Origin of the sequence: Chitinophaga pinensis DSM 2588 (assembly GCF_000024005.1) — a bacterium.
Lineage (GTDB): Bacteria > Bacteroidota > Bacteroidia > Chitinophagales > Chitinophagaceae > Chitinophaga > Chitinophaga pinensis.
Genome location: NC_013132.1, coordinates 7,554,134 through 7,580,337 on the forward strand (window position 1 = coordinate 7,554,134; position 26,204 = coordinate 7,580,337).

A 26,204-nucleotide genomic window follows, 5' to 3' on the forward strand; every position below is an offset into this window, starting at 1 on the left:
CAGCGCCAGTATTAAAGTGTACAGTTTAAATATCTCCTGCTTATAAATTGATGACGCCTTTCAGCTGTGCGAAGAATTCATCTTTCTTACGGGAAGAAATAGGAATGTTTTTCTGATCGCTCATGACAACGGCAGTACCGAGACCCTTGATGATCTTTACGATATGGTGAATATTGATAAGGAAAGACTTGTGCACACGATAGAAGCCCTTGTCAGACAGCATCTCTTCGTATTCCTTCAGGGATTTAGAGATCAGGTGAGACACGTTGTTGATCAGCTGTATTTTGGTATAGCTGTCAAATGCTTCGCAATAGATAATATCTTTCAGATCGATGACGTTGTAACCATCATTCACAGGAATGACTATCTTGGAGAAAGCGTTATCATTGTTCTTAACGTAATCCTTCAGGATAGAAGCAAGTTCGTTGAGGCGTCCTTTTTTGCTCTTCTTTACTTTTTCCAAAGCATCTTCCACCTCACTAACCTTGATAGGTTTGAGCAGATAGTCTAATGCAGCAAATTTGATCGCCTGCAATGCATATTCCTGAAAGGCTGTAATGAAGATGACTTCGAAATTCAGGACAGGGAACATTTCCAGTAACTGGAAACCATTATGGGGCGGCATTTCAATATCCAGAAACAGTACGTCGATCTGGGTATTTTTAATCATTTCCGCCGCGTCATGAATGTTCTGCGCCTCTCCCGCTACCGTAACATCTTTACAGTAATTCTCCAGAATATTTCGCAAAATATGGATGTTGCGGACTTCATCGTCTACGATCGCAGCTTTAATATTACTCATAACATCTTAACAATGGGAATCAGTATTTCAACCAGGGTACCCTCCTTATTGCCGAAACCAGACTTAAATTTATCAATTATTTCTAACTTTCCAACATTTCCATTAAAAGATTTTATAATCTGCAACCTTTCCCTAATCACACTCAAAGCGGTGGATTCGTGCTTTATCAGACGGCCACTTTTGATCTCATTGGCACGTTCCCAACCTATCCCATCGTCGTCCACGGAGCAGTATAACATATCCTCCCGGAGCACCAGTTTCATTTCCAGTCTGCCGCTGCCGTTTTTAGGCGCCAGTCCATGTTTAATAGCATTTTCCACAATGGGTTGAATAATCATAGGAGGTATATAGATCGTATAATCTTTCAGGTCATCCTGTAAAATAAACTGGTAAGTGAACACATTCGCAAACCGGATCTTTTCCAGCTCGATATACCGGGTCAGGAAAGCGATCTCTTCTTCCAGGGAAATATGCGACTTCCTGGAATTGTTCAGCATCTGCCGCATCAGGGTGGCAAAGTCTGCCAGGAAGTTGAGCGCCTGTTTCTCTTCTTTTTCCATGATCAGGTGTTGCACTGAATTCAGGGAGTTGAAGATAAAGTGAGGGTTCATCTGATTGGTCAGGGCTTTGGCTTCCAGTTCAGCAATCCGCCGGTTGTACTCAGTCTTCCGCATTTCTGCCCGCTGGATCCTTCTGATCACATCTCTCAGTACGAAAGCTACCAGTGTCAGTCCGAGGAGAATGAGTATCCCTCTCGCCCACCACTGCTGGTACCACCGTGGTAGTATCGTTACCGTGATGCTTACCGGCTGGCTCCAGTTGCTCCTGTATTTTCTGGCCCTGATCTGCAACTGATACGTATCTGGTTGCAGGTCGGGGAAAGGTACGATATTGGACATTGTCGTGATCCATCCGCTGGAGGTATCGCTGGAAAAGTTGTACTGGTACTCAACGAGGTCAGGCAGATCATAGGCGATCGCCCCGAATTCTACCTCAAAAGACGCCTTACGCTGATACAGCAGCACAAACTGTTTCCCTGGCAGATAGGTGCTGTCACCGTAACGTACATGATTCAGGTAAATAGCTGGTGGTACTGTGTCCAGAGGCATCTTATCATCCTGGAAATAACTGAGGCCGTTGGATGTGGCTATATATAAGATACCCTGCTGGTAATACACCCCACGGGTATCATCACTCATCAGGCCATCATTCGAAGTAATATTCCGGATCAGTGACTGGGTTTTGACATCAATGACAGAAACACCCTTGTTGGTCGAAACATACAGCCGGCCGATACCATCATAATACAGCTGCTGGCAGATATCGCTGACCAGTTTATCCGCAGTACTCAGATGTTTGATCACTTTGTTGTTGTGGAGTACGTACAAGCCATTGTCGCTGGTGCCGATCCAGAGGTTACCATCAATCCACTTCAGATCTTTAATACTCCTGTGCAGGGCAGAATCTTCTCCGGGTATACGTAAGGTGCGTAATGCATCATTCCCGTACAGCAAACCGGCATTTGTACCTACATAATAAGCAGAATCATTAATACTGGTAATAGAAGTAATCAGGTCATCCTCCACCCCTACGCTATAATCATCTGTGATCACCTGGTCTTTGGTCACTAGCCTAACCTTGCCTCCGGGAGCGATATCTACATCTTTTAATGTCTTTATAGGTTTCAGCAGCGATGCTTTCTGTTTGAGTGTATTGAAAACGAAAAGACCGTTGTCTGCCCCAATGAGCATTTCATTGGGCTTATAGGGCAGTATACTGACAATACTATTACGCCCGCTGGTGGTATCGAGGTTAAACTGACGTATCTTATTATTCTTGTCGATAGTATTAAGTACCCCCGCATTCTGGCCTACCAGCAGCGTTCCGGTATTCGGGTCTTTGGCAATACTGAAAATGGAGTGCGAGTACAGTCCGTTGGTATTGTCCAGGTAATTGAAGTAAAAATTCTTGTAGGGGATATTGTATACACCGTCTCCGAACGTAGTGATCCAGATGTTGCCATCCCGATCTTTCAGCAATGAGGTGATATAGTGGTTCTGCAGTAATTTGACCGGTTTTCTTTCTCCCTTAAAAAACCCTTTCAGATAATACAGGGCACGGGGTGTACCGATCCAGAGGTTGTCATTGTCGACACAGATATTACTGATCTCTTCCCGGATACCCCAGTCATCACCATTAAAAAAGCAGATAGCTTCCTTGTTGCTGTAGGTATAAAGATTATTGTCAACAATGATCACGGGATAAGAACGGGCTCTTTCTGCAGCTGCACGTTCCATCGGAAAATTACAGGCGCTGAGAATATGTTGATCCGGGTTGTAACTGTCTCTGAGGTTGACCATATTAAAGTATGGCTGCAAGGGCTTGAAGATGGTATCGTTCCGGAGAAAATAGAAAAGGTCCGTACGTTGCGCACCTAGTTTATCGTAGGTGGTCTTTCTGCCGCTATACTGGATGATCCTGTTGTCTGTATTAAGGAACCAGATAAAGCCGGCATAATCTTCAAACATGAACTGCATGTACTGTCCGCGGGCATCCACGTGCAGGGACGAGTCATTCTGTCCGGTGTGAATAGTAGAATTCCAGTAGAAAGAGGGTTGTCCGTTAAGCGTTGAAAACCAGACACGCCCTTTGGAATCCGCAGAGAGTTTTACGACGTCATTGTCGGTGAGGCCGTCTTTTTTAGAATAATTGCGAAAGCGTTTTCCGTCAAATTTACTGACGCCGGTGGGGGTAGCAAACCAGATAAATCCTTCCTTATCCTGTACTGCCGCATAGACAGTGGCATTCGCCAGGCCATCCTTTACGTTATAGTTACGGATCATCAGTCCCTGAGCAACAGCATGGTAACCTGTACTCAGGACCATTAACATCCACCATAAGAATATATAACGGACCTTAGGCATCAAGACTGGTCGGATTTTGATTAAAAAACCGGCAGTACCACCTGACTATGGGTACTGCCGGCATGTCTTTTAATAAGCACGTGCAAAAAGAACACGCTGAGTAGACGGTTTACCTGTAAGGATACAGGTACCAGCCTCCTGTTTATTGTTCAAAGGAATGCAACGGATGGTTGCTTTTGTAAGTTCCTTGATTTTTTCTTCCGTTTCGGTTGTACCGTCCCAGTGTGCGGAAATGAAACCAGCTTTTTCATCCAGCAGACGTTCGAATTCTTCCATCGTGTTAGCAGGAGTGATATGCTCATCTCTGAATGTCAGCGCTTTGTTATACATCTGCGACTGAATTTCTTCCAGTAATGCGCTGATACGTTCAGCCAGTCCGTCCAGTGACAGACTTTCTTTGGTTTTCGTATCGCGGCGGGCTACTTCTGCTACGTTGTTTTCCAGGTCGCGTGCGCCCAGAGCGATACGTACAGGTACGCCTTTCATTTCATATTCTGCAAATTTCCATCCTGGACGGGCATTGTCAGAATCGTCATATTTCACACGGATACCAAGCTTTTTCAGTCCGGAGATGATTTCGTCCACTTTTGCATCGATCTTGCTCTTCTGCTCTTCACCTTTATAGATAGGCACGATCACAACCTGTAATGGCGCGATACGTGGAGGCAGTACCAGACCGTCGTCATCACTGTGCGCCATAACCAGTGCACCGATCAAACGGGTGGAAACCCCCCAGGAGGTAGCCCATACATATTCCTGTTTATTCTCTTTGTTGGAGAATTTCACATCGAATGCTTTAGCGAAGTTCTGTCCCAGGAAGTGAGAAGTACCTGCCTGCAGCGCCTTACCATCCTGCATGAGGGCCTCGATACAATAAGTATCCAGCGCACCGGCAAAACGTTCAGCGGGAGATTTAACCCCTCTTACTACCGGCAGTGCCATATAGTTTTCAGCGAAGTCAGCATATACCTCCAGCATCTGCCTGGTTTCAGCGATCGCTTCTTCGGCGGTTGCGTGGGCAGTATGACCTTCCTGCCACAGGAACTCTGCGGTACGCAGGAACAGTCGGGTACGCATTTCCCAGCGTACGACGTTCGCCCACTGGTTAATCAGCAGCGGCAGGTCACGGTATGACTGAATCCAGTCTTTATATGTATTCCAGATAATCGTTTCAGAAGTCGGACGAACGATCAGTTCTTCCTCCAGTTTTGCTTCAGGATCTACCACTAGTCCTTTTACATTCGGATCAGGATTCTGCATCAGGCGGTGGTGAGTCACAACCGCACATTCTTTGGCAAAACCATCTACGTGCTCAGCTTCTTTGCTAAGAAAGCTTTTGGGTATGAATAAGGGGAAATAAGCGTTCTGATGTCCTGTCTCTTTAAATTTAGCGTCCAGCACGTCTCTCATGCCTTCCCACAATCCAAAACCGTATGGCTTTATTACCATACAACCTCTCACAGCAGAATAATCCGCTAATCCGCCTTTAATAATCAAATCATTGTACCATTGTGAATAATCTTCAGAACGGGCTGTGATCTCTTTACTCATATGATAATTGAAATATTTATAATCTTGTCTGGTACAATATATTAATTTGGCTTAATATTTGCACTAAATATATTACCAAAAGGTAAAATGTCACAAACCTACATGAAAATCAGAAACGTGCAAACAATTTGATAAAATATTATGAGTGGTTAGATATTATTGTAGCATTAACCTTTCTTTGAGTTAAAATAGTGTAAATTTACTATAGAAATCAGGCTAAAAAATTCCGACAATGAAATCAATTCCATACCTTGCTTTGTTGGCTACGCTTATATTAGGCGGTTGCTCCTCAGCATACAAAACTACGCAAACGCCGGATGACGTTTACTACTCTCCGCGAGTGAAACCCGACTACGGAGGCAACAATAATCGCAACGATGATAACGTTGCTTATGCAGATACAAATGGTGACGGTACCTATGTTACATATGACGATGAGGATCAGGGTGATTACTCCCGTCGTATAGACATGTTCAACCGCAACTATAAAGGTTCTTATTACGATTACTATTCTCCGAACGTATACTCTTCAGGTTTCTACGGTAGTCCATACTACGGTGGCGGCTGGGGTATGAACAGCTACTATGGTTATGGTGGCTGGGGCGGTGGAATGGGTTATCCATACTACGGTTCCTACTGGGGTCCTTCTCTGAGCATCGGCATTGGCTACGGCTGGGGCGGTGGCTGGGGTTACAACCCATGGAACAGCTGGGGTTATTATAGCCCTTGGTACGGTGGTGGTTACTACGGTGGCGGATACTATGGTTATCCAGGCTATTGGGGTGGTCACGGCGGATACTACGGTTATTCCTCCCCTGGTCGTCGTACACGCGGAAGCTTCGGTTCTTCCTACCCTACCAGAGTGGTAGGTGGTACTACTCCTAACCCGGGTGGCCGCACAGGCAGAACTGATTACACACCTTCCAGAAGAACTGTCGGAACAAATCCTGGTGGTCGTGTTGTAACCGGTGATTCCAACAGTGGTGGCAGAACCAGCCGCGATGGTAGCTACACACCAAGAAGATCGTTCACACCTTCAACGGGTGAACGTCCGGTAGGTAATGACGGTGGTGGTCGCAGCAGCGGCTCATATAACCCTCCGACAAGATCCTATCAGCCTTCACAGCAGCCACAACGTTCTTATACGCCGGCTCCATCTTATAATCCGCCTACCAGATCAGTTGGCGGTGGAGGTGGAGGTTCTATCGGCGGCGGCGGTGGTGGCCGTGGCGGAAGGGGCAGAAACTAATCTCACAAATGATTTGATCATTGATATTCTAAACTGTACCCTGGTCTAAAAGCCAGGGTATTTTTTAACCCTTACCCTTTAATTCTACTATATGATTAAAAGAATGGTGGTTGCCATTGCATTGACAGGAACATGCGTTTCCGTTCATGCGCAAAATATAGACGACGCTTTAAGATTCAGCACCAGTTCACCTTCAGGTACGACAAGGGGTCAGTCAATAGGTAGTGCGCTGGGAGCGCTGGGCGGTGAACCGTCTTCTATGTATGTTAACCCTGCTTCCGTAGGCTTTTTCAGAACAAACGATTTCTCCTTCACAGTAGGCCTTCAGAATATTAACAACAAAGGTACTTACCTGGGTACGACCGACAGCGACAACAAGTTTATCCCACTGGTCTCCAATATCTCCATGATATTCGGTGGCCGCAGGAAAAAACCTGACAGCAAATGGCAGAACTTCAGCTTCGGTCTGGGACTGAACCGTACACAGAATTACAACGAAAGAACTTATTATACCGGTGAGAACAAGAGTTCTTCCCTCTCCCTGAACTACTACCTGGATGCAGAAGCAGCAGGTGTAACTAATCCTGACGATCAGCTGGGTGGCGAGCACACCATCGGTTCATTGGCACATACTTCTGCGCTTGCGTATCAGACAGGTCTGATATCTCCTTACCTGGATAGTAATGACCAGCCGGACGGATCTTTCTACTCTGCAGCACAGGCGACAGACAGAAGCATCTTTGTTAAACAGGAAAACATCATCAATGCCAGAGGCGGTTCCAATGAAATCTCATTCGCTTTCGGCGCTAACTATGATGATAAGATGTACCTCGGTGGTAGCATCAATATTCCGAATATTACCTACAAACATGACAGGACCTGGAAGGAGACAAATATGAACACCACTCCGACAGACCTGAATAGCTTTGAAGTAACTGAATCACTGAAATCAGAAGGAACCGGTATCAACCTGAAAATAGGCGGTATCTTTAAACCGATCAGATCACTCAACCTCGGCGCTACTTTCCACAGCCCGTCCTGGATGACATTCACTGATACTTATAGAACAGACATGACGACTTCCACCAAAACACTGGGCGTACGTACTTTCTCTTCTATAGATACTTATGACGGATTCTCTGACGAATCCAAATACTCACTCAGAACACCATGGAAAGGCGTATTAAGTGCAACTTACCTGTTCAGTCCTTCAGCAGATACCAGAAAGCCAACCGGCTTCCTCTCCTTCGACTATGAGTATATGGATTACACATCTATGAGACTCCGTTTCCGTAATGACCAGTCTACCGACAAAGAAGATTCAGATGCACGTAATGAGGCAATTAAAGCGACTTACAAAGGCGTTTCAAACATCCGTGTAGGTGGTGAACTGAAATTGCATGTAATTGCCTTCAGATTGGGTTATTCATTATACGCCAGTCCTTATAAGAATGGCGCTATCGACGGTAAGCGTGAGTACTATACCGGCGGTATCGGTTACAGAAACCGTGGTTTCTATATGGATCTGGGTCTGGTATGGGGTAACAATACCCGTTCTAATCAGCCGTACGTGCTGGCTTCCAACGCTGCTCCTGATGATCATTATACTACTCCGGCAGCTGCCTCTATTAAGAGCCAGTCTACCAACGTTAATGCGACTTTCGGGTGGAAGTTCTAAATCAATTAGGAATTAAGAATAGGAATGATATAAATAAGGCGCTTCAAGTTAATTGAAGCGCCTTTCTATTTTAAGACAAATATTAATTAAGTAATTATTGAAGCCAATTTCATCTTCGTCTGCCTTGTCCCACTAATTCCTAATTGTTAATTCCTAATTGCCTGACCACGTCAGGCAGCAGCCCCTCCCCTCCTTCATACCACTTAAAACCAGTATCCTTCCTAAACCAGGTCAACTGTCTCTTAGCATACTGACGGGTATGAATAATGATCTGTTCAACTGCTTCATCCCAGGATATTTTCCCATCCAGGTAATCAAACACTTCTTTATACCCCACTGTCTGCAAAGCATTATGTGTACGATAAGGCAATACAGCGCGTACTTCTTCCAGTAAGCCTTCCGCTACCATCATATGTACTCTGCGGGCTATATTATCGTGCAGCCGCTCCTTAGGTAAGGTAATGGCGGTTTTAATGATATTAAAATCCCTTTTTACCACATTGCCTGTCCGGAAGCTGTTAATAGACTGCCCCGTAGCATACAGCACTTCTAATGCCCGCATTAAACGATGTGGATTCTGTGTTTCTGCATTGGCATAGAAGCCGGGATCTTTCTCCTGTACCTCTTGTTGCAGCCAGCTCATTCCTTCCTGCTCATAACGGGTCTGAATAGACGTGCGGATACCGGGAGGGATAACGGGCATGTTATCCATGCCTTCACAAAAAGCTTTAATATAAAGCCCTGTACCACCGCACATAACGGCGACATCATTATCTTTCCAGATTTCTGCTGCATAATTCAGGGCCAGCTGTTCATACAGACCAGCATTGACTTCTTCCTGTATCGAGTGAGAATTGATAAAATAGTGGGGAACGGTCTGTAATTCCTGGACACTGGGTTTAGCAGTACCAATACTTATTTCCTGGTAACATTGCCGGGAATCCGCAGAGATAACGGCCGTATTAAAGTGTTGGGCCACTTCTATTGCTTTGGCGGTTTTGCCCGATGCGGTGGGGCCTGCGACTATAATAATAGACTTCAACAAATTCTCAATTAAGAATTAGGAATTAAAAATTAAGAATTAAGAATGCTGTGAATAGTGCAATAATTCTTAATCCTTAATTTTTAATTCTTAATTGATTTAATACATATCGTCGGTGCCCTGATCTTCACCGCCGTCATCTTCTGCGTCGGTATTATCTTCCTCACCTTCTTCACCAAAGCCGTCTTCGCTCATACCCTCTTTATTGAGGTCATATTTCTCCTCCATTTCAACGAGTTTATCGCCTACGAGACCTTTGGTACCATACTGGCTTGGTGCGAGACCTTCTTTCCTGGTGCAGAAAGGATAGGCAACCTTTGAGTTTTCGTCTTTTGACACACCGATCAGCTCTACAAGGAACGTCCAGTTTTTCGCATAGTCATACAGGTATATGAACTTCTGGTTGGGCGTTTTTACAGCTGCGGCGATAGGCGTTTCTTCCATCAGGAGCGGTTCAACCTTACGTGCAGCGCCATCCTGTTCAAGAATGATCTCTCTGCCCCGTTGCCAGTTATCATTGCTACGGAAAAAAGTCGCTTTATGTTTATTGTCAAATTCGAATGACTGTAAAATAGTTTGATGAAATTGTAAAAATGTCTGGTCCGGTTTAATGGAAATATCCCTGTACACACTTTCATCTTCTTCCCAGTAAACTCTGAATTTCAAAACAGGCATGACAATAAAGGATTTTATTAATAATCTGGTATTTCAGGATTAAGTGATATGTGCAAACATCACACCCAATCCTGAAAAAGGGCAATGTTAACATTAATTAACACTACTAAATTAACATTTTTATTTAACTGGTGTCAAATCCATTGATTTGGCTTTTTCAAGCAGGAATGCATAAGCAGCATCGTAGCTATTGGGAATCACCCCATCCAGGATCGCTTCACGAATGGCATTTTTAAGGTCACCCACCACTCTTGACGGCGACAGCCCAAAAGTTTCCATGATCATTTCTCCGGTTACCGGGGGTTGCCAGTTACGAATACGGTCACTTTCCTCCACTTCTTTCAGCCGTTGACGTACCAGTTCAAAATTCTCCAGGTAACGTTTCACTTTTGCCTTATTCTTGGAGGTGATATCCGCTTCACAGAGCATCATCAGTCCTTCGATATCATCACCTGCATCAAAGAGCAATCTGCGTATAGCAGAGTCGGTTATATTTTCTTTTGTAACGCTGATGGGGCGCAGGTGCAATTCTACCAGTTTCTTTACCAGCCGCATATCCTCATGCAGGGGTAGTTTCATTTTGGTAAATATGCGGGTCACCATCTTTCCTCCTACTGCATCGTGTCCGTGGAATGTCCAGCCGTGTCCCTGTTCAAAACGTTTGGTGGCCGGTTTACCTATGTCATGTAACAGGGCAGCCCAACGCAGCCAGAGGTCTTTGGTATTGCGGGCGATGTTATCTACTACCTGCAAGGTATGATAAAAGTTGTCTTTATGGCCTTTGCCATCTACTGTTTCCACGCCTACCAGGTCTACCATCTGCGGCAGTATGATCTTCATAATGCCGGCTTTATAGAGCAGATCCAGTCCTACGGAAGGAACAGGAGACAACATAATCTTGTTGAATTCATCTGTAATACGCTCCTGGGAGATGATCTTGATACGTTCCGCGTTTTCCTTAATCCCTTTGAAGGATTCTTCAGAGATCGTAAACTGTAACTGTGAGGCAAAACGGATGGCACGCATCATACGGAGCGGATCGTCAATAAACGTCTGCGCCGGTTCCAGGGGTGTTCTGATAATTTTCGCTTCCAGGTCTGCAATACCTCCAAAAGGGTCTACCAGGCTGCCATAGTCGGCTTCGTTGAGGCTGATAGCCAGGGCATTGATGGTAAAGTCCCTGCGTAACTGGTCATCTCTGAGCGTACCTGGTTCTACATCAGGATTACGGGACTCATGGCGGTAACTTTCTTTTCTGGCGCCAACAAATTCAATTTCAAGGTCGTTCCATTTTACCTGGGCAGTACCATAAGTTTTGAAGAAACTCACTTTGGCATTGTCAAAGTATCCGGCCACTTTATGTGCAAGGGCAATACCGTCCCCCACGCATACCACATCCATATCTTTGGTACGTCTGTTCAGTATTTTATCCCGCACAAAGCCGCCGATCAGGTAGCAGGCAACTCCCAGTTCGTGGGCTGCTAATGCTATCTGTTCTAACACTTTCCGTTCCTGTAAGGTACAGGGAATATCTATAGGCTTTCTACTGATCATAAACGAATAAAACGGCAAAAGTAAGTTTTTTTATCTGATCACCTGAACACTGCCATCTTTCAGCAGCTTGATAATCCTGGAAGCCTGTGCGGGCGTAGTATCATCCTGTCTGTAAGACACCACATAGTCCACACCGTTGATGATTTCAGGCGATACTTCTGCAAAAGTTGCCGGTGATGGCTGTCCGCTGAGATTCGCAGAAGTAGAAACCAACGGTTTCCGTAGACGTTTGATCAGATGGCGGCAGAAAGTATCTTTTACGATACGGATCGCTACGGTACCGTCGCTGTTGATCACATTCGGAGCGAGGTCAAGGGCGCCTTCATAAATGACGGTTGTAGGTCTGTCAAATCCTGCAAGGATATCTGCGATCTCCGGACTGGGATGCGCCACGTATTTCAGCAGGTCCCTTACATCAGCCAGCAGAATCACAAGGCTTTTTGCCTCGGGCCGGTCTTTGAGCGTAAATACCTTTTTTACGGCCGCTTCGTCGGTCGCATCACAACCTATACCCCAGATTGTATCTGTAGGGTACAGGATCAATCCTCCGCTACGTAACACCTGCAGAGAGGCGCTTATATCATTTTCAAATTCAATCATAACTTATAAACTTTCGTAGACCTTCATTACACCTGCCGCACATTTTTCACGGCTGAATAACTGGGCATGTGCCCAACCTTTTGTTCTCATTGTTGCTGCGAATGACGGCTCTCGCAGTATTTTCCGCATGGCATCCGCAATCGTCGGCGGTTGCAAAGGATTCACATAGAGTGCTGCATCTCCACCCGTTTCACCAAAGCAGGAACCGGCGGAGGTAATAACCGGCGTACGGCTCCAGAGCGCTTCCAGAATAGGAATACCAAAACCTTCAAAGATAGAAGGATATATCAATGCTTCCGCACCCTGATACAATAAAGGCAGATCTGCATCCGCCAGACGGGCCTTTTCATTAAGCCAGATGATTCGGTCAGCTATACCATGCCGCTCCACAAATGCTTTTACTTTCTTTTTATAGCTGCTGCCACCACCCAGTACAACCAGCGGAAGATCTACATCGCCTTTCAGTTGCAGCATGGCATGAATAATACCCATCAGATTCTTACGTTCGATGATGGAACCTACATAAAGAAAGTAGGACTCCGGCAGACCGTACTGCGCTTTCATCTGCCGGATCTGGCTTTCATCGTGTGTTACGGCGAAAGATTCATCACAGCTCTGATAGACAACTTCTATTTTTTCAGCCGGTATTTTATAGTAGTGAATGATATCCTGTTTTGTTTGTTCACTGATAGCGATGATCTTATCTGCGTACTGGCAGGCATATTTGGCCTTGCGCCGGTAGGTCTGCACATCGATGGGATTATATTGTCCGGGATAGCGTTCGAAGATCAGATCGTGCATAGTTACGACACTTTTCACGCCGCTGGTATGTATACCAAAAGGAATTTCGTGACTCAGTCCGTGGTAAATATCAATGCTTTTTGCTGCGAGTTCTCCCACGACGTATTTACTGCGCCATGCACTGCGAAACCAGCGGTGCAGGCGTTTTTCAGGTAATACAGATTCCATGTTGGAGAAAGCGGCCGTCTGATAAAGCGTAGTCAGCTTAGGTGCATAGAGATAATAACTGTGCTGCGGAAAGTAGGTAGCCAGAGAACTTATCAATGTGCGACTATAGTTCCCCAGTCCGGTATTATTCTGGTAAGCCCGCTTTGCGTCGAAGGCAATATTCATAGCATTATTTAAAGGGAAGTAAAGGTAAGGAATCGCTGCCAGCTTGCAACTACTAACATGTTTTCCTTATGTTTGCAGAAAATTTCAACGATGGAGCTACAAGAATTAATAAAAGCGGCCTGGAATGATCGTGCGTTGCTACAGGAGTCACAATACAGTGATGCAGTAAAATGCGTGATCGAGGCTGTAGACAAAGGCAAAACAAGAGTCGCTGAACCTGGAGAGAACGGTTGGAAAGTGAATGAGTGGGTTAAGCAGGCCATTCTGATGTATTTCGGCATTCAGTCAATGGAGACCATAGAAGTAGGACCATTCGAGTTCTATGACAAAATGAAGCTGAAATCCCGTTACAAGGATCTGGGTGTACGTGTTGTACCTCATGCAGTTGCCCGTTACGGTGCTTTTATTGCTAAGGGAGCGATCCTGATGCCATCTTATGTAAACATCGGCGCTTACGTTGACGAAGGTACCATGGTGGATACCTGGGCGACAGTAGGCTCATGCGCACAAATCGGTAAGCACGTTCACCTGAGCGGTGGCGTTGGTATCGGTGGCGTACTGGAACCTCTGCAGGCTAGTCCGGTAATCATTGAAGACGGTTGCTTTATCGGCTCCCGTTGTATCGTTGTAGAAGGCGTAGTCGTAGAGAAAGAAGCGGTACTGGGTGCTAACGTAGTATTAACCCAGAGCACCAAAATCATCGACGTAAGCGGTCCGGAACCAATTGAGTACAAAGGCCGTGTACCAGCACGCAGCGTGGTAATTCCAGGTACTTATACCAAGAAATTCCCTGCCGGCGAATACCAGGTTTCCTGTGCACTGATCATCGGTCAGCGTAAAGCATCTACAGACCTGAAAACCAGTCTGAACGACACCCTGAGAGAATTTAACGTAGCTGTATAAGCTATCTGAAAATATGGAAAAAAGCCGCTTCCTTCATCGGAAGCGGCTTTTTTTATGTCCCTGTAAGTAGTTTTTCTCATTCCCCTGTCCTATTACGTAGCAGATTGAAAACCCGGTTTCCACGAGCACTTTATCCACGTTAGCAATACCCTTCACTCATAAAACATGAAAAACATGAAAATTCCACCGATTGCGGCATTACTCCTGGCCCTTACTATGGCCAGCTGCGGAAAAAAGGAGATCAGTAGCATAGAAAAGCTGTCCACCAAAACGACTACCAAAGGTCTGATGACCGTCAATTCCGTACAACCCGTACGCTCAGAAGCCCTGTTAGCCATGCAGTGCTATAACAATGCATTTTACAATCAATATGGCACCTATGGCTCGTCTTTCAAAGCCTATTACTATTCTGACGTCAACCGTACCGGTAGAATGGATTTCTGGCGACAGGCAGAAGCGATTGAAACCTTAATAGACGCCTACAACGTCAACAATGACGCTGATCTCCGTAACAAAATGGTCTACCTCTATAACGGTATGCGTGATGCCTACGGCCTACTCTGGACCTCCAATACCTTCAATGACGATGTCATTTGGGGCGCTCTTATGTGTGTACGGGCCTTTCTTATCACCAACGACGGTGGGATGAAGGATATGGCTAAAAACAACTTTGACATGGTCTGGAACCGTGCCTGGGATACCAACCTTGGCGGCGGACTATGGTGGACGACTGCCAAGGCCACTAAAAATGCCTGTGTAAATGCGCCTGCCGCCATCTGCGCAATGTATCTCTACCAGGTAACCGGCGATGTCAATTACCGGGATAAAGCGAAAATGATCACCGACTGGATGATCAGCCGTCTGTACGTATCCGCCACCGGTGAAGTCAAAGGTGCAATCAATGCTGCCGGTACCATCACCGAAGGCTCCCGTACCTATACACAAGGGACATTTATCGGCGCCTGCAGTATGCTGCACAACGCCTATCCTTCCTCTAATTTTAAAGCCATGGGAATGAAGGCCATGGACTACACGAAAAATAATATGTGCAACGCACAGGGACTCATGCCTGATGAGTATGACTGCGACGACTGCCAGGGATTTAAAGCCATCTTCGCCCGTTGGGCCTGCAGATTTGTGAAAGATCATAATTTGCAGACGAATTACGCCACCTGGTTGAATTACAACGCCGCAGAGGCATGGAACTACAGAAATTCGAACGGTTTGATGTGGGGTCAATGGTGGCGAAGAACACCGGATACCTACGTAAATTCATTTGAGACCACTTGTGGAGTCGCAATGATGAATGGCGTCTGGGTGTTCTAGTGTTTATACTATAGTTATCTTACGTTAGTGTTCCGTTTATAACGGAGCACTAACGTAAGATAACTATAGTATAAAGCTTGTGTAAGTATCTTTAAAGAAAAATTTGGCAGATTGGAATAAATGTCTACCTTTGCAATCCCTAACACGGAACAAGGATGCCCAGATGGCGAAATTGGTAGACGCACTGTGTTCAGGTCGCAGCGCTCGCAAGGGTGTGCTGGTTCGAATCCAGTTCTGGGCACGTAATGGCTCTGTAATCAATTGATTTACAGGGCCATTTTTAGTTTGTGCTTGTCAATAAATCACAGGTTTTAACCCTTTCTACCACTATTATTGACAAGCAATTGACAAGCAGCATGCCAAGCAGAATTTGTCGTACCTCTCCCCTTTATCTTACCAAAACGGTCAGCAACAAAATTTCAAGACCCGTTCATATCGAGCGGTAAAAATTGACATCCCATTGACAGGTTCAAAATGGTAAATCTGTCAGAACTGACATCCATGCAGGAAAAATTTCGAAAAATACTTTATCCACCCTTATTTTCACTTATTCCCGTTTATTCTAATTACCAGGTTTAAATGGGTCTTAAACGCTGCAACAAAAGACAAATAATTTCAGGATAATCCTACGGAAGATGTTTCTGCTATTACAAATCCAAGTACAGATCTAAAAGAAAATTTGGAAGTAGAAGAGTATTTATCTTTATTAAAAACGCATGTTTAAATGAGGAGGTTCGATATGCATTCATATTTTGTTGCTATACAGGGCTTAGATGGGTTGATGTTGACCGAATTTGGGATAATGATATAATAGAAGATATACTTACTACTCGAATAATACAAAAAGAAAACTGGACATCCGGTAACATTGACCCTCCATCCTATAGCCCAGGCGATAATCAAAATACAAAGGAAAAAACGAGGTAGTATATCTGGAAACAAGAAGCTCTTCCAAATTCCAGGGCGAAATGGCTGTAATAAAATTCTTGAGGCATGGATAAAAACAGCAGGTATAGAAAAGCATATTACCGGGTCCTGCGCCCGTCTATCTTTTTCAATTTTACTTAGGGATGCCCTTGTAGATGATGCCACGATCGCAACATTATTTGAAATAGTCAAGACTTAATCTGACAGTAAGGGATTAACTTTAAGTAACCACACTTCGAATTAATCCCCTTTAAAACTGTCAGATATGAAAAGTAATGACAAGTTAATCAAAACGAAGTTAGGTCTGCTGAAATTAGCAGAAAACTTAGGTAACGTATCCCGTGCTTCTAAAGTGATGGGTTACAGCCGAGACAGCTTCTATCGCATCAAAGAGATGTATGATACAGGCGGAGAGTTGGCCTTGCAAGAGATAAGCCGCTCTAAACCCATTCTTAAAAACCGAGTTGAACCATTTGTTGAAGAAGCCGTAGTAAAATTGGCTTGTGATTATCCTGCCTTTGGTCAGCAACGGGTGAGTAATGAACTTCGTAAACAAGGCATATTTATCTCTGCAGGCGGTGTGCGTAGTGTTTGGCAAAGGCACGACCTGGAGGTATTTGATAAGAGATTAAAGTCCCTTGAAGCCAAGATTGCTCAGGATGGTATTATTCTCACGGAAGCTCAAATGATGGCTCTTGAACGGAAAAAGGAGAAAAGAGAGGCTTACGGAGAAATAGAAACAGAACATCCTGGTTACCTTGGAGCCCAGGATACTTATTACGTTGGAAGTATTAAAGGCGTTGGAAGAATTTATCAACAGACATTTATCGACACCTATTCCCGCATCGCTTTTGCAAAAGTTTACGACCGAAAAAATGCAATCGTAGCTGCTGATATTCTTAATGATCGAGTACTTCCATTCTTCGAAGATCAAGATGTTCCTATGCTTCGTATTTTGACAGACCGAGGATCAGAATATAAAGGTAAATACGAGCATCATGAATATGAGCTATATCTTACTATAGAGGGCATAGAACACTCTAAAACACAGGTGCGCAGCCCTCAGTCAAACGGGATCTGTGAGCGGCTTAACAGGACAATAAAAGAGGAGTTTTACGTTATTGCATTCCGTAAGACGATTTACACTACGTTAGAGCAACTACAGGCTGATTTAGATAACTGGCTTACTTACTACAACAACGAGCGACCTCACAGCGGAAAATACTGTTATGGTAAAACTCCCATGGAGACTTTTATTGCAACTAAACACCTGGCAAAAGAAAAACAATTAAATCAGTTATCTTTAGCTATCAATTAATCGTACAAAATCCCTTGTACTGTCAGATCAAGTACTGACTATTACACATTATTAGGACCTACAACAACAAAGCAGGTTAATAAGACCTACAGAAGGCACAGGCTTAAAGACCAACTTTCTACCATTATGAAATTGCCATCAGTTGATATAAATAAATATTTTCTCCATCTTCCGGAAGGAGAATCAGAATCATAAACTTAAAAGAAGGTGTTTCAAAAGTAAATTTTCCCTGATCATAACCCAGTTACTGATTGAACGGAATTTCACCTAAATGATGATTACTTGTGAGACACCTTCTTTTTAATTATTTTTCTGTATCCACCTGTGAGAGCGAAAACCAATTTCCGGAATCATCTGAGAACAACGCCTCATAAGCATAAAACTCCTTTGTAGGTGGTTTCTTAAACACTACTCCTTTTGCCTTCATCTCCTCATACGTTGCCATCAAATCATTGCAGGTAAATACCGCTGCACCAAACGTACCCTTTTGAATCAGCTGCCGCATCATCGCCACAGACTCATTGTCAAACATACCACCTTCCGCTACAAGAAAAAGGGTGATTTCCAGCTCCGGCTGTTCCGGTGGTGTCACAGTCAACCAACGGCCATCTTTACCCATCGGCACATCAGTGTGTACCCTAAAACCTAACTTATTGACATAAAAATCATATGCACGATCCTGATCAAGAACGTACACGCACATGTGCGTTACTTTTGTAATCATTACTTAGCGTTTTAAGCGAATTAACGACTTTTATTACATGGTGGTTTCTTCAAAATTGCTAATAAAACAACCGGGGATATATTTCAACGGCTGCTGCTGCTGTTCGGCCCGGTAAGCAATAAATGCAGTAGGCGTCATCCCAAATGCTTGTTTAAACTTACCGCTAAATGTACTAAGACTCTCAAAACCAATAGACACACACACATCAGATACTGGCATACCTCTTGTCAATAACTGCCTTGCCTTTTCCAGCCTTACAGCAATCAGGTACTGATGGGGTGTGCGGCCATACATCTTCTTAAACAACCGGATAAAATGAAATTTTGAAAAATACGCTTCATCAGAAATTTGATCAAGGTCAATAGGTTCGGCACTGTTATTATCAATAAACAACTTTGCCTGTACAATACGCTTATATAAGTAGAATCCCGGGGCCATGATTTAAAGGTACAAAAAAAGCCGTACCCTGATAGGATACGGCTTTTTAAAAATTTCATACCATCAACCTTATGGATAGATATTTGAATTACTGGAATTAGCACATAATCTGAGAAAGAAAATATCTTAAAAGTGGAAGAATCCGATTTTAAGATACTTTCTTTTATTGCCACCCGTTCCATAAAAGCTAATAGGATCATATTTTATAAAAAAATCTAAACATAAGGCGCATTACAACAGCTTGTATAATAAAAAAGAGGGTGTCTCATAAATCAATGAGGCCCCCTCTTTTAAGTTTATGAATTCAGCAATTTTTTTACCGTCTTTTTTTTGTTGCAATTCCACAAGAAGAAAATTGGTATAAGAGAGGGGAAGTATTACAATGTAAAACAAGTTCGCAGTATTCTACAAATATTTGAGATGCCGGGTGTAAAGGAGGAAAATTTTTAACGTATTCATTATTCTTTAATTTAAGGACGAACCAGGTTTTGCAAAATGAGATGACTCTTTTGGCCTGGAATAGGAAGACTATGTCTTATGACATAGCCTTCCTAACTTGACTATCCCATTTTAAAAATTATCAGTTTCTACCAGCCATTACTCCACCATCAACATCCCAGACCGCACCTGTAACCCATGCTGCTTCATCAGAAAGCAGGAATACGATTGTATTAGCTACATCAACTGAGCGACCAACTCTACCGAGTGGATGAAAGCTATTAAAGCCCTGCAAAGTTTCTTCAATCTTATTCTTATCTATGAACGAACCATAGATAGGAGTTACTACTACAGCGGGAGAAACCGCATTTACACGAATATTTGCATCTGCTAGTTCCATTGCCAGATGTTGAGTGAGGCTATGCAAACCAGCTTTGGCCATAGAATATGCTGAGGAAGGAGTTGCTTTAATAGCCTGTTTAGCCCACATAGAGCCTATATTGACAATTGAACCTCCACCATTGATCTTCATTATGTGCGCCGCTGCCTGTGTAATAAAGAAGAATGCCTTATTAAAATCGTGGTAAATATTGTAATCAGCTTCAGTGTAATCCAGGAAAGATTTGGGGTTAAAATATCCTGCTGCATTTACCAGGTATTTTAGACCTGATAGCTCAGCTGCTAGTTTACCGTTGAAAGTATTTACTTCATCTTGTTTGGAAAGATCGAGGGCATAGATTCTTACTTTGCCCAATTTAGATAGCTCCTGTTTGACTTCCTGGAGTTTTATTTCACTCCTTCCAATGATAGCTACTTCAACTCCTTTATGCAACAATAATTCAGCTGTTGCTTTTCCCATACCAGTTGTACCGCCGACAATTAATGCTTGTTCCATTGTATTGAATTAATTTACTATAATCAATTTTGACAGTACAAAGGTGAATTATTCCGATAAGTATGAAAATGGACAAGCATGAAAAGAAATGGTAATTTCAGGCAAACAGTGAAATCCGGATCTGCTAGCGCCTATAATAGCAGGGTACTATTGTATTAATTACCCAAAAATAAGGTAAACCAATATCTTTTACAATCTGCTTACTCAGGGCGACACTATAACATAATGGCCGGCGATAGCAATTAAAAAAGGTTAAGGATACTAATTTATTCAAACATTATTAATAATCCTCCATTAATATATATTTTATCTTTTTTTGATGTAAAAAAATATCAGGCAGTTACTTATAACATGCCTGATATCTTGAATAGTTCAATACTGCCTTATTCTACTCCATAAACAAATTCATAAGAACGTTTAATTTCCGGGTTCAGGCTGTTTCCTATAGGACACATCTTTGTCGCTGCATCCTCCAGAATTTGTTTTTCCGCAGCATTGTAATCCCCTTTTCTAATAAAGCATTTAATATCTATTGTATCTAATCTACTCATATCAGGCATTGGCGAAAATCTAATCTCCGTTCTCGCTTCTGAAAGATTAAATCCATTTTGGCCCGCTATCATATCCATCACACTCATCATACAAGTCCCATAACCACCTACTAAAAAATTCATAGGCCTGAAATTTTCGGAATCGGCATTTAATGCTTCAGTATTTAATGGAGACACAATTGATGATTTGCCATTTCCAAGATACCTTGATTCTACTGTCGGCTGCATATTTGTTCTGTTTAAGTTATTATTGACTATAATCCTGACATATCAATCACAAACCGGTATTTCACATCACCTTTAAGCATTCTTTCAAAAGCAGTATTAATATAATCCGGCTGTATGACTTCAACATCTGCTGTAATATTATGCGTTGCACAGTAATCAAGCATTTCCTGTGTTTCTTCTATTCCACCAATAAAAGATCCAACTACCTTCCTTCTGCGAAAGATTAGCAAACCAGGATGAATAGGCGTTATTTCAGGTGGTACTCCCAATAAAACCAATGTTCCATCTTTCCTTAACAGATTTAAATACTTATTATAATCATGTCTGGCAGACACTGTATCTATAACAAAATCAAAACTTCCTATTTCCATTTTGGACCGGGCTTCATCATCTGTGTGAACAAAATTGTGAGCACCCAGTTCAAAAGCACTTTCTTTCTTAGATACACCACTGCTCAATACAGTAACAATGGCCCCAAATGACCGGGCAAATTTCACCGCCATGTGGCCTAACCCTCCCAATCCGAGTATAGCTACCTTATGTCCTATGCCAATCTGATTATGTTTTATTGCTGAATAAGTAGTAATCCCTGCACACAGAAGAGGTGCAACCGCTGGCAATAGAAGTTTTTCTGAAACTTTCAGAATATATTTTTCTTTTACTACAATGCAATTTGAATAGCCACCTTTCGTCGTACTACCATCAGGAAGGACTCCATTATGTGTAGGCATCATACCATTATCACAAAAGTGTTCTTCGTGATTTACACAATTGACACAATGTCCGCAGGAATTGATAAAGTATCCTACACCTACCAAATCGCCTATTATAAAATTTCTTACCTGACTACCGATTGAATGTACACGTCCAATAATTTCATGTCCTGGAACAAATGGGTATTTCGTACGCCCATATTCATTCTTTGATTGATGAATATCTGCATGGCATATACCACAGTACAATATGTCAATTAATACTTCCTCAACACCAGGTTCCTTTCTTTCAAAAGTGAAAGGAACTAATGGATCTGTATCATTCGTTGCTGCATATCCTTTAGAGATAATTAATTTTCCCATTTTTATCAGTATCTTACAAAGATCATCTATGCAATTTGGATAAGAAATGGTGAAATCGGAAAATGACTGGTATATTTTAGAAGAAAGTGGGTTAGAATGGAACACTCGCTTATCTTATTCAAAAGAAAATTATTACCATCCCTGAAATATAAGAATATGAAATTAATACTTACTTTGGCCCTGATGAGCAGTCTCATCTTTGAAGTTAAAGGTCATATTAACCGCAAAATTTTAAATTATTCAATCCTGGCAGCTGATAGTACTATAACTCCCGAACTGCCATTGAAGGATATTAAAGGAAACAATATTTCATTAAGTGCCTTTAAAGGAAAAATAGTTTTCATAAATTTCTGGGCTACATGGTGTTCGCCATGTGTTGCCGAAATGGCTACAATCAATAAATTGAAACAATCTTTTAATAACAACGACAGCATCGTATTTCTGCTTGTAGATATTGAAGAAGACATTCAAAAAGCAAACGCTTTTTTGATAAATAATAAATATGACCTGGATGTATATGAATATGCAGCAAAAAGACTTTTACCGGAAGAATTTCTGGGTAATGGAATACCAGTAAGCGTTGTGCTCGATAGGAAGGGGAATATCCGCTTGCGCTTTGACGGCCCTAAGGACTATACATCTACCCAGATTAAAAAATCCTTGACTGATCTTATTGAGAAAGGTGAATAATTTTGAACAAAAACAGATCAGTAGAAAATATAAATACATTCTGCTGATTACCTTACTCATCTTTTATATTTATAGTTAATTTCACAGGTGCCGGAACTGCAACCACCTTTTACGGTAAGACTAAAAACAACCATCAGTCCTCCCAATACAATAATTTGCCATTGTTGATCAATTATTCCGGAAATTGTAAAATAAGCCCCTATTACTAATTTAACAATAGTTGCCTTCGCTGGTCTTTTAAAATATTTAAACATTTTCTTTTTTATACAAAGATGATGTAAAACTTAGGTAATGAAAAGGGAGTATTTAGAGAAAAAATGGTAATTAATTGAAGTTAACATTACCTTAGATAAAAAAAGAGACTATCTAAAATAGTCTCTTTTCTGTTATCATCTATTATAAGCTGGAGTAACCCTATGCTACCGTATAGATCCTGACATCAGGATTAGCCTTCAGATAAGGTTTCAATGCAGTTACCACATCCTGATTAAATAACTCGGTTTGAAGATATGCCGATGCATTTTCAACAGTGTCAAATTCATGCAAAACCTGGACATCCTCTTCACGAATTAATAATTCCTTGGCTTTCGCACCTTGGACATTATCTAAAAATGCTGCTTTGTATTTGTTATAAACACCGGCTGCGTTTGCTCTGTCTGCTGCATCAATCTGCATAGAGATTTGCAAATATGCTTTACTCATGTTAATTAAGTTTTAATACGCTGTAAAATTCGTATTAATGCCCTTATTTTAAAATGGACAATACTGAAAAGCAATGGTAATTTTAAGCAATGGTCTTCCGGAAATCCGAAGGAGACATCTTTGTATGCTTCTTAAAGTACTTTACAAAATAAGATGGATCATCAAAGCCCATTCGAAAGCCGATCTGATTAATATTAAGGTTGGAATGTACAAGCAAACGCTGGGCTTCAAGAATAATTCGTTCCTGAATCATTTGAGAAGGTGTTTTATTTACCTGTTGATTGGTGAGGTCCGAAAGTGTACGTGTGGAAATATTTAATTTACGTGCATATTCATTAATTGTTAGTCCTTCTTTATAATGTTCTTCAACTAAATTGAAAAACTTAACCAGTTGTATACGTTTATCATCTGCAGTAAAAGAATCTGGTTGCTGAATATTATATGCATTTTTACTTCGTTGTACCAATATCAGCACTGACTTCAGGTAGGCCCGGATTATTTCATTTCTCCCAAAAGGATTACTCTCAGCTAATTCTCCTTTCAGTTGTTGAATATTGATATCCAATTTTGAAATGGTTGAAGTATCAACCCTGCAATACGGCTGCTGGTATGGATTGTTGAATAAATTACATTTTAAGAAGAAATCCGTTTCATCATCCTGTCCCAGAAAAGTTTCATTGAAATGTAACAAAAAACCTTCGTATTCAATATTCTTATCAAAATAATGAACCTGATTTTTTGCTATAAAAAAAATCATCTGGTCATTCACTTCATGACTTATAAAGTCAACATAATGTTTACCCATTCCAGTTTTAAACCATATAATCTGGTAATAGCTATGAATATGTGGCCTTGTTGTATTATTGCTATTTCTATTCAGATAGGTTTTTAGATCATGAATCACAAACTGGTCTTCACCTGGCTGGTGCCGGTTGAGATGATATTCTTCAATATTGCTATGCTGTTCTTTTGACATATTGCTGCAAAATGAATCAAATTTACTTAAAGATAACGGCTACTTCTCCGCTTGCTTAAAGTTACCATGTTTTTGCCTAAAAGTACAATATCAGCTAACCACTGAGTTTTACCTTCGTGGCATGTCTGAACATATTATTATCGTTGGTGGGGGCTTAAGTGGTTTATCACTAGCCTGGTACTTAACTAAAAAAAACAAAACAGTTACTATACTTGAAGCAACCACCAGGTTAGGTGGCAGGATAGAAACAATAGCTGGGAAAACAGGAACACCACTTGAGTTAGGTGCGACATGGTTTTCAGATATGCATAGCAAATTAAAAGAATTAATTGATGAGTTAGGCCTGGATACCTTCCCGCAGTTTTCCGGCGGCATTTCCCTATTTCAAACCAAGTCCTTTGAGCCCCCACAGCAATTTTTTATTACTGCTGCTGAACAACCATCCTATAGAATTGCAGGAGGTACATACAAGCTAATTGAAGCATTATTAAATAAATTAAAAGGACAAACCATTATTACTGATAATGCTGTCACAAAAATAGACGCCGGGCAATATCCCATAAATATTACTACGAATAATGGGGAAGTTTACACTGGGGATAAAGTCGTGTTATGTATGCCCCCTCAGCTAATAGGTGACCAAATCAATATCTTGCCCAAACTATCCGGGGAACTGTCTTCACTGCTGTCCACAGTTCATACCTGGATGGCAGGTTCAGTAAAATTTGTACTGGAATATAATCACCCCTTCTGGCGAAATAGTGGCTATTCCGGCATGCTATTCAGCCATGCCGGTATTGTTACAGAAATGTATGATCATACAAATTTTGAAGAAAATAAGTTTGGCTTTACTGGATTTCTAAATGGAGGAGCCGCCGGATATGAATATTCAATACGGAAACAACTCGTACTGGAGCAATTATCCGGCCTGCTTGGCAATAAAGCGATGGAGCCACTTTCTTATAATGATAAAATTTGGTCTGACAAATTTACAATAACCTCACCACAGGTCATCCGATACCCTCATCAGCATAACGGACATGAACTGTTGCAGTCGGGTTATATGGACGGAAGATTGTTCTTTGGAGGTTCTGAAACATCCTCTAATTGTCCTGGATATATGGAAGGTGCAGTCGTAGCCGCACATCGCGTGGCGACGAATATTAATTAGACGAAATATCTTAATATTTAAACATGACATTTGAAGAATACTATACCTACTTTGAAAGTATCATCAATCACGATCCATCTACACTAGTTACTCCTTATGACAAACAGGAATACATAGATTATACAAGGCTCAACTGGAGCCGGATGAACCGGTGGTTAAAAAAGGGCCAATTATCTGATGAGCTCCTGGAAATTGTCAAAAAAATCTGTATACCTCAAACCTGGATTGTTATAACAGAGCCATGGTGTGGTGATGCTGCACACAGTATACCATTTATAAAAATGATAAGTGATACTAATCCACTTATAAATGTTTTATATGAATTAAGAGATAGTGAACCGTATAGGATTAACAGCTATCTTACTAAGGGGAGCAAGTCTATTCCTAAGGTTATTTATAGAAGTGATAAAGAAGCTGATGTGATGGTATGGGGGCCGCGCCCTTTGAAATGCCAGCTTATGTATGATCAACTTTTGGCTAATCAGGCACCATTTGAAGAAATAAAAACAGCACTTCAACATTGGTATAATACTAATAAAGGCGTAGATATTCAGCAGGAGCTGGCAATACAGTTAAGCAAAAAGCTGTAGTGCTATAGCAAAAACAGCAAAGGCTACCGATTAAGGTAACCT

General features: G+C 42.1%; 23 protein-coding genes and 1 tRNA gene. 9 read left to right on the forward strand and 15 right to left on the reverse strand.

Annotated features, from left to right (window positions below; genetic code table 11):
* Window positions 1-40: 40 nt before the first annotated feature.
* From CPIN_RS29430 to proS, 3 genes are all read right to left on the reverse strand, one after another.
* Complete coding sequence (locus CPIN_RS29430) at window positions 41-802, reverse strand: LytR/AlgR family response regulator transcription factor (RefSeq protein WP_012793534.1); 762 nt, start codon at window positions 800-802, stop codon at window positions 41-43.
* Window positions 799-3,726 carry a sensor histidine kinase gene (locus CPIN_RS29435; RefSeq protein ID WP_012793535.1) on the reverse strand — a complete coding sequence of 976 codons (2,928 nt, stop codon included), beginning with the start codon at window positions 3,724-3,726 and terminating at the stop codon, window positions 799-801. Before CPIN_RS29435 ends, CPIN_RS29430 begins: the two co-directional genes overlap by 4 nt.
* Window positions 3,727-3,795: 69 nt before the next feature.
* The gene (gene proS, locus CPIN_RS29440) at window positions 3,796-5,277 is read right to left on the reverse strand and encodes a proline--tRNA ligase (RefSeq protein WP_012793536.1); all 1,482 of its coding nucleotides are present in this window, start codon (window positions 5,275-5,277) and stop codon (window positions 3,796-3,798) included.
* A gap of 232 nt (window positions 5,278-5,509) precedes the next feature.
* Here proS and CPIN_RS29445 point away from each other — a divergent pair, with 232 nt between their 5' ends.
* A complete protein-coding gene (locus CPIN_RS29445; RefSeq protein ID WP_012793537.1) occupies window positions 5,510-6,526 on the forward strand; it encodes a hypothetical protein in 1,017 nt (338 codons plus the stop codon).
* 91 nt (window positions 6,527-6,617) lie between these two features.
* Window positions 6,618-8,204, forward strand: a complete 1,587-nt coding sequence (locus CPIN_RS29450; protein WP_012793538.1) for an OmpP1/FadL family transporter — start codon at window positions 6,618-6,620, stop codon at window positions 8,202-8,204.
* Between the two features lie 139 nt (window positions 8,205-8,343).
* Here CPIN_RS29450 and miaA read toward each other — a convergent pair whose 3' ends face one another.
* The 5 genes from miaA to CPIN_RS29475 form a co-directional block, all read right to left on the reverse strand.
* On the reverse strand, window positions 8,344-9,246 hold the full coding sequence (gene miaA / locus CPIN_RS29455) for a tRNA (adenosine(37)-N6)-dimethylallyltransferase MiaA (protein WP_012793539.1): 903 nt from the start codon (window positions 9,244-9,246) through the stop codon (window positions 8,344-8,346).
* A 99-nt stretch (window positions 9,247-9,345) separates the two neighbouring features.
* Window positions 9,346-9,921: an IS1096 element passenger TnpR family protein gene (locus CPIN_RS29460; RefSeq protein ID WP_012793540.1), complete on the reverse strand. Its 576-nt coding sequence runs from the start codon at window positions 9,919-9,921 to the stop codon at window positions 9,346-9,348.
* Between the two features lie 120 nt (window positions 9,922-10,041).
* Entirely contained in the window at window positions 10,042-11,475 is a 1,434-nt protein-coding gene (locus CPIN_RS29465; protein ID WP_044219984.1) for a CCA tRNA nucleotidyltransferase, read from the reverse strand.
* A 30-nt stretch (window positions 11,476-11,505) separates the two neighbouring features.
* Complete coding sequence (locus CPIN_RS29470) at window positions 11,506-12,075, reverse strand: L-threonylcarbamoyladenylate synthase (protein WP_012793542.1); 570 nt, start codon at window positions 12,073-12,075, stop codon at window positions 11,506-11,508.
* 3 nt (window positions 12,076-12,078) lie between these two features.
* On the reverse strand, window positions 12,079-13,209 hold the full coding sequence (locus CPIN_RS29475; protein ID WP_012793543.1) for a glycosyltransferase family 4 protein: 1,131 nt from the start codon (window positions 13,207-13,209) through the stop codon (window positions 12,079-12,081).
* 90 nt (window positions 13,210-13,299) lie between these two features.
* Here CPIN_RS29475 and CPIN_RS29480 point away from each other — a divergent pair, with 90 nt between their 5' ends.
* From CPIN_RS29480 to CPIN_RS29500, 4 genes are all read left to right on the forward strand, one after another.
* Entirely contained in the window at window positions 13,300-14,112 is an 813-nt protein-coding gene (locus CPIN_RS29480; protein ID WP_012793544.1) for a 2,3,4,5-tetrahydropyridine-2,6-dicarboxylate N-succinyltransferase, read from the forward strand.
* A 174-nt stretch (window positions 14,113-14,286) separates the two neighbouring features.
* On the forward strand, window positions 14,287-15,438 hold the full coding sequence (locus tag CPIN_RS29485) for a glycoside hydrolase family 76 protein (protein WP_012793545.1): 1,152 nt from the start codon (window positions 14,287-14,289) through the stop codon (window positions 15,436-15,438).
* Window positions 15,439-15,595: 157 nt separating this feature from the next.
* Window positions 15,596-15,679 (forward strand) — tRNA-Leu (locus CPIN_RS29490).
* A 951-nt stretch (window positions 15,680-16,630) separates the two neighbouring features.
* Window positions 16,631-17,683, forward strand: a complete 1,053-nt coding sequence (locus tag CPIN_RS29500) for an IS481 family transposase (protein WP_012793546.1) — start codon at window positions 16,631-16,633, stop codon at window positions 17,681-17,683.
* A 304-nt stretch (window positions 17,684-17,987) separates the two neighbouring features.
* Here CPIN_RS29500 and CPIN_RS29505 read toward each other — a convergent pair whose 3' ends face one another.
* The 5 genes from CPIN_RS29505 to CPIN_RS29525 form a co-directional block, all read right to left on the reverse strand.
* Window positions 17,988-18,407, reverse strand: coding sequence for a VOC family protein (locus CPIN_RS29505; protein WP_012793547.1), 420 nt, complete (start codon window positions 18,405-18,407; stop codon window positions 17,988-17,990).
* Between the two features lie 33 nt (window positions 18,408-18,440).
* The gene (locus CPIN_RS29510; protein WP_222838157.1) at window positions 18,441-18,800 is read right to left on the reverse strand and encodes an AraC family transcriptional regulator; all 360 of its coding nucleotides are present in this window, start codon (window positions 18,798-18,800) and stop codon (window positions 18,441-18,443) included.
* A 625-nt stretch (window positions 18,801-19,425) separates the two neighbouring features.
* Window positions 19,426-20,178 carry an SDR family NAD(P)-dependent oxidoreductase gene (locus tag CPIN_RS29515; RefSeq protein ID WP_012793549.1) on the reverse strand — a complete coding sequence of 251 codons (753 nt, stop codon included), beginning with the start codon at window positions 20,176-20,178 and terminating at the stop codon, window positions 19,426-19,428.
* A gap of 383 nt (window positions 20,179-20,561) precedes the next feature.
* A complete protein-coding gene (locus CPIN_RS29520; protein WP_012793550.1) occupies window positions 20,562-20,957 on the reverse strand; it encodes an OsmC family protein in 396 nt (131 codons plus the stop codon).
* Between the two features lie 26 nt (window positions 20,958-20,983).
* Window positions 20,984-22,033 (reverse strand): NAD(P)-dependent alcohol dehydrogenase, encoded by a 1,050-nt coding sequence (locus CPIN_RS29525; RefSeq protein WP_012793551.1) that lies wholly within the window; start codon window positions 22,031-22,033, stop codon window positions 20,984-20,986.
* Window positions 22,034-22,189: 156 nt separating this feature from the next.
* Here CPIN_RS29525 and CPIN_RS29530 point away from each other — a divergent pair, with 156 nt between their 5' ends.
* The gene (locus CPIN_RS29530; RefSeq protein ID WP_187294706.1) at window positions 22,190-22,723 is read left to right on the forward strand and encodes a TlpA family protein disulfide reductase; all 534 of its coding nucleotides are present in this window, start codon (window positions 22,190-22,192) and stop codon (window positions 22,721-22,723) included.
* 414 nt (window positions 22,724-23,137) lie between these two features.
* On the opposite strand, the gene CPIN_RS29540 is transcribed toward CPIN_RS29530, so the two are convergent.
* Together CPIN_RS29540 and CPIN_RS29545 are read right to left on the reverse strand one after the other, a co-directional pair.
* Complete coding sequence (locus tag CPIN_RS29540) at window positions 23,138-23,425, reverse strand: hypothetical protein (protein ID WP_012793554.1); 288 nt, start codon at window positions 23,423-23,425, stop codon at window positions 23,138-23,140.
* Between the two features lie 82 nt (window positions 23,426-23,507).
* Window positions 23,508-24,401 carry an AraC family transcriptional regulator gene (locus tag CPIN_RS29545; RefSeq protein ID WP_012793555.1) on the reverse strand — a complete coding sequence of 298 codons (894 nt, stop codon included), beginning with the start codon at window positions 24,399-24,401 and terminating at the stop codon, window positions 23,508-23,510.
* A 1-nt stretch (window position 24,402) separates the two neighbouring features.
* On the opposite strand from CPIN_RS29545, the gene CPIN_RS29550 reads away from it, so the two are divergent.
* Together CPIN_RS29550 and CPIN_RS29555 are read left to right on the forward strand one after the other, a co-directional pair.
* The gene (locus CPIN_RS29550) at window positions 24,403-25,572 is read left to right on the forward strand and encodes a flavin monoamine oxidase family protein (RefSeq protein ID WP_336469980.1); all 1,170 of its coding nucleotides are present in this window, start codon (window positions 24,403-24,405) and stop codon (window positions 25,570-25,572) included.
* A gap of 23 nt (window positions 25,573-25,595) precedes the next feature.
* Window positions 25,596-26,162 carry a thioredoxin family protein gene (locus tag CPIN_RS29555; RefSeq protein ID WP_012793557.1) on the forward strand — a complete coding sequence of 189 codons (567 nt, stop codon included), beginning with the start codon at window positions 25,596-25,598 and terminating at the stop codon, window positions 26,160-26,162.
* The last annotated feature ends 42 nt before the right edge of the window (window positions 26,163-26,204 follow it).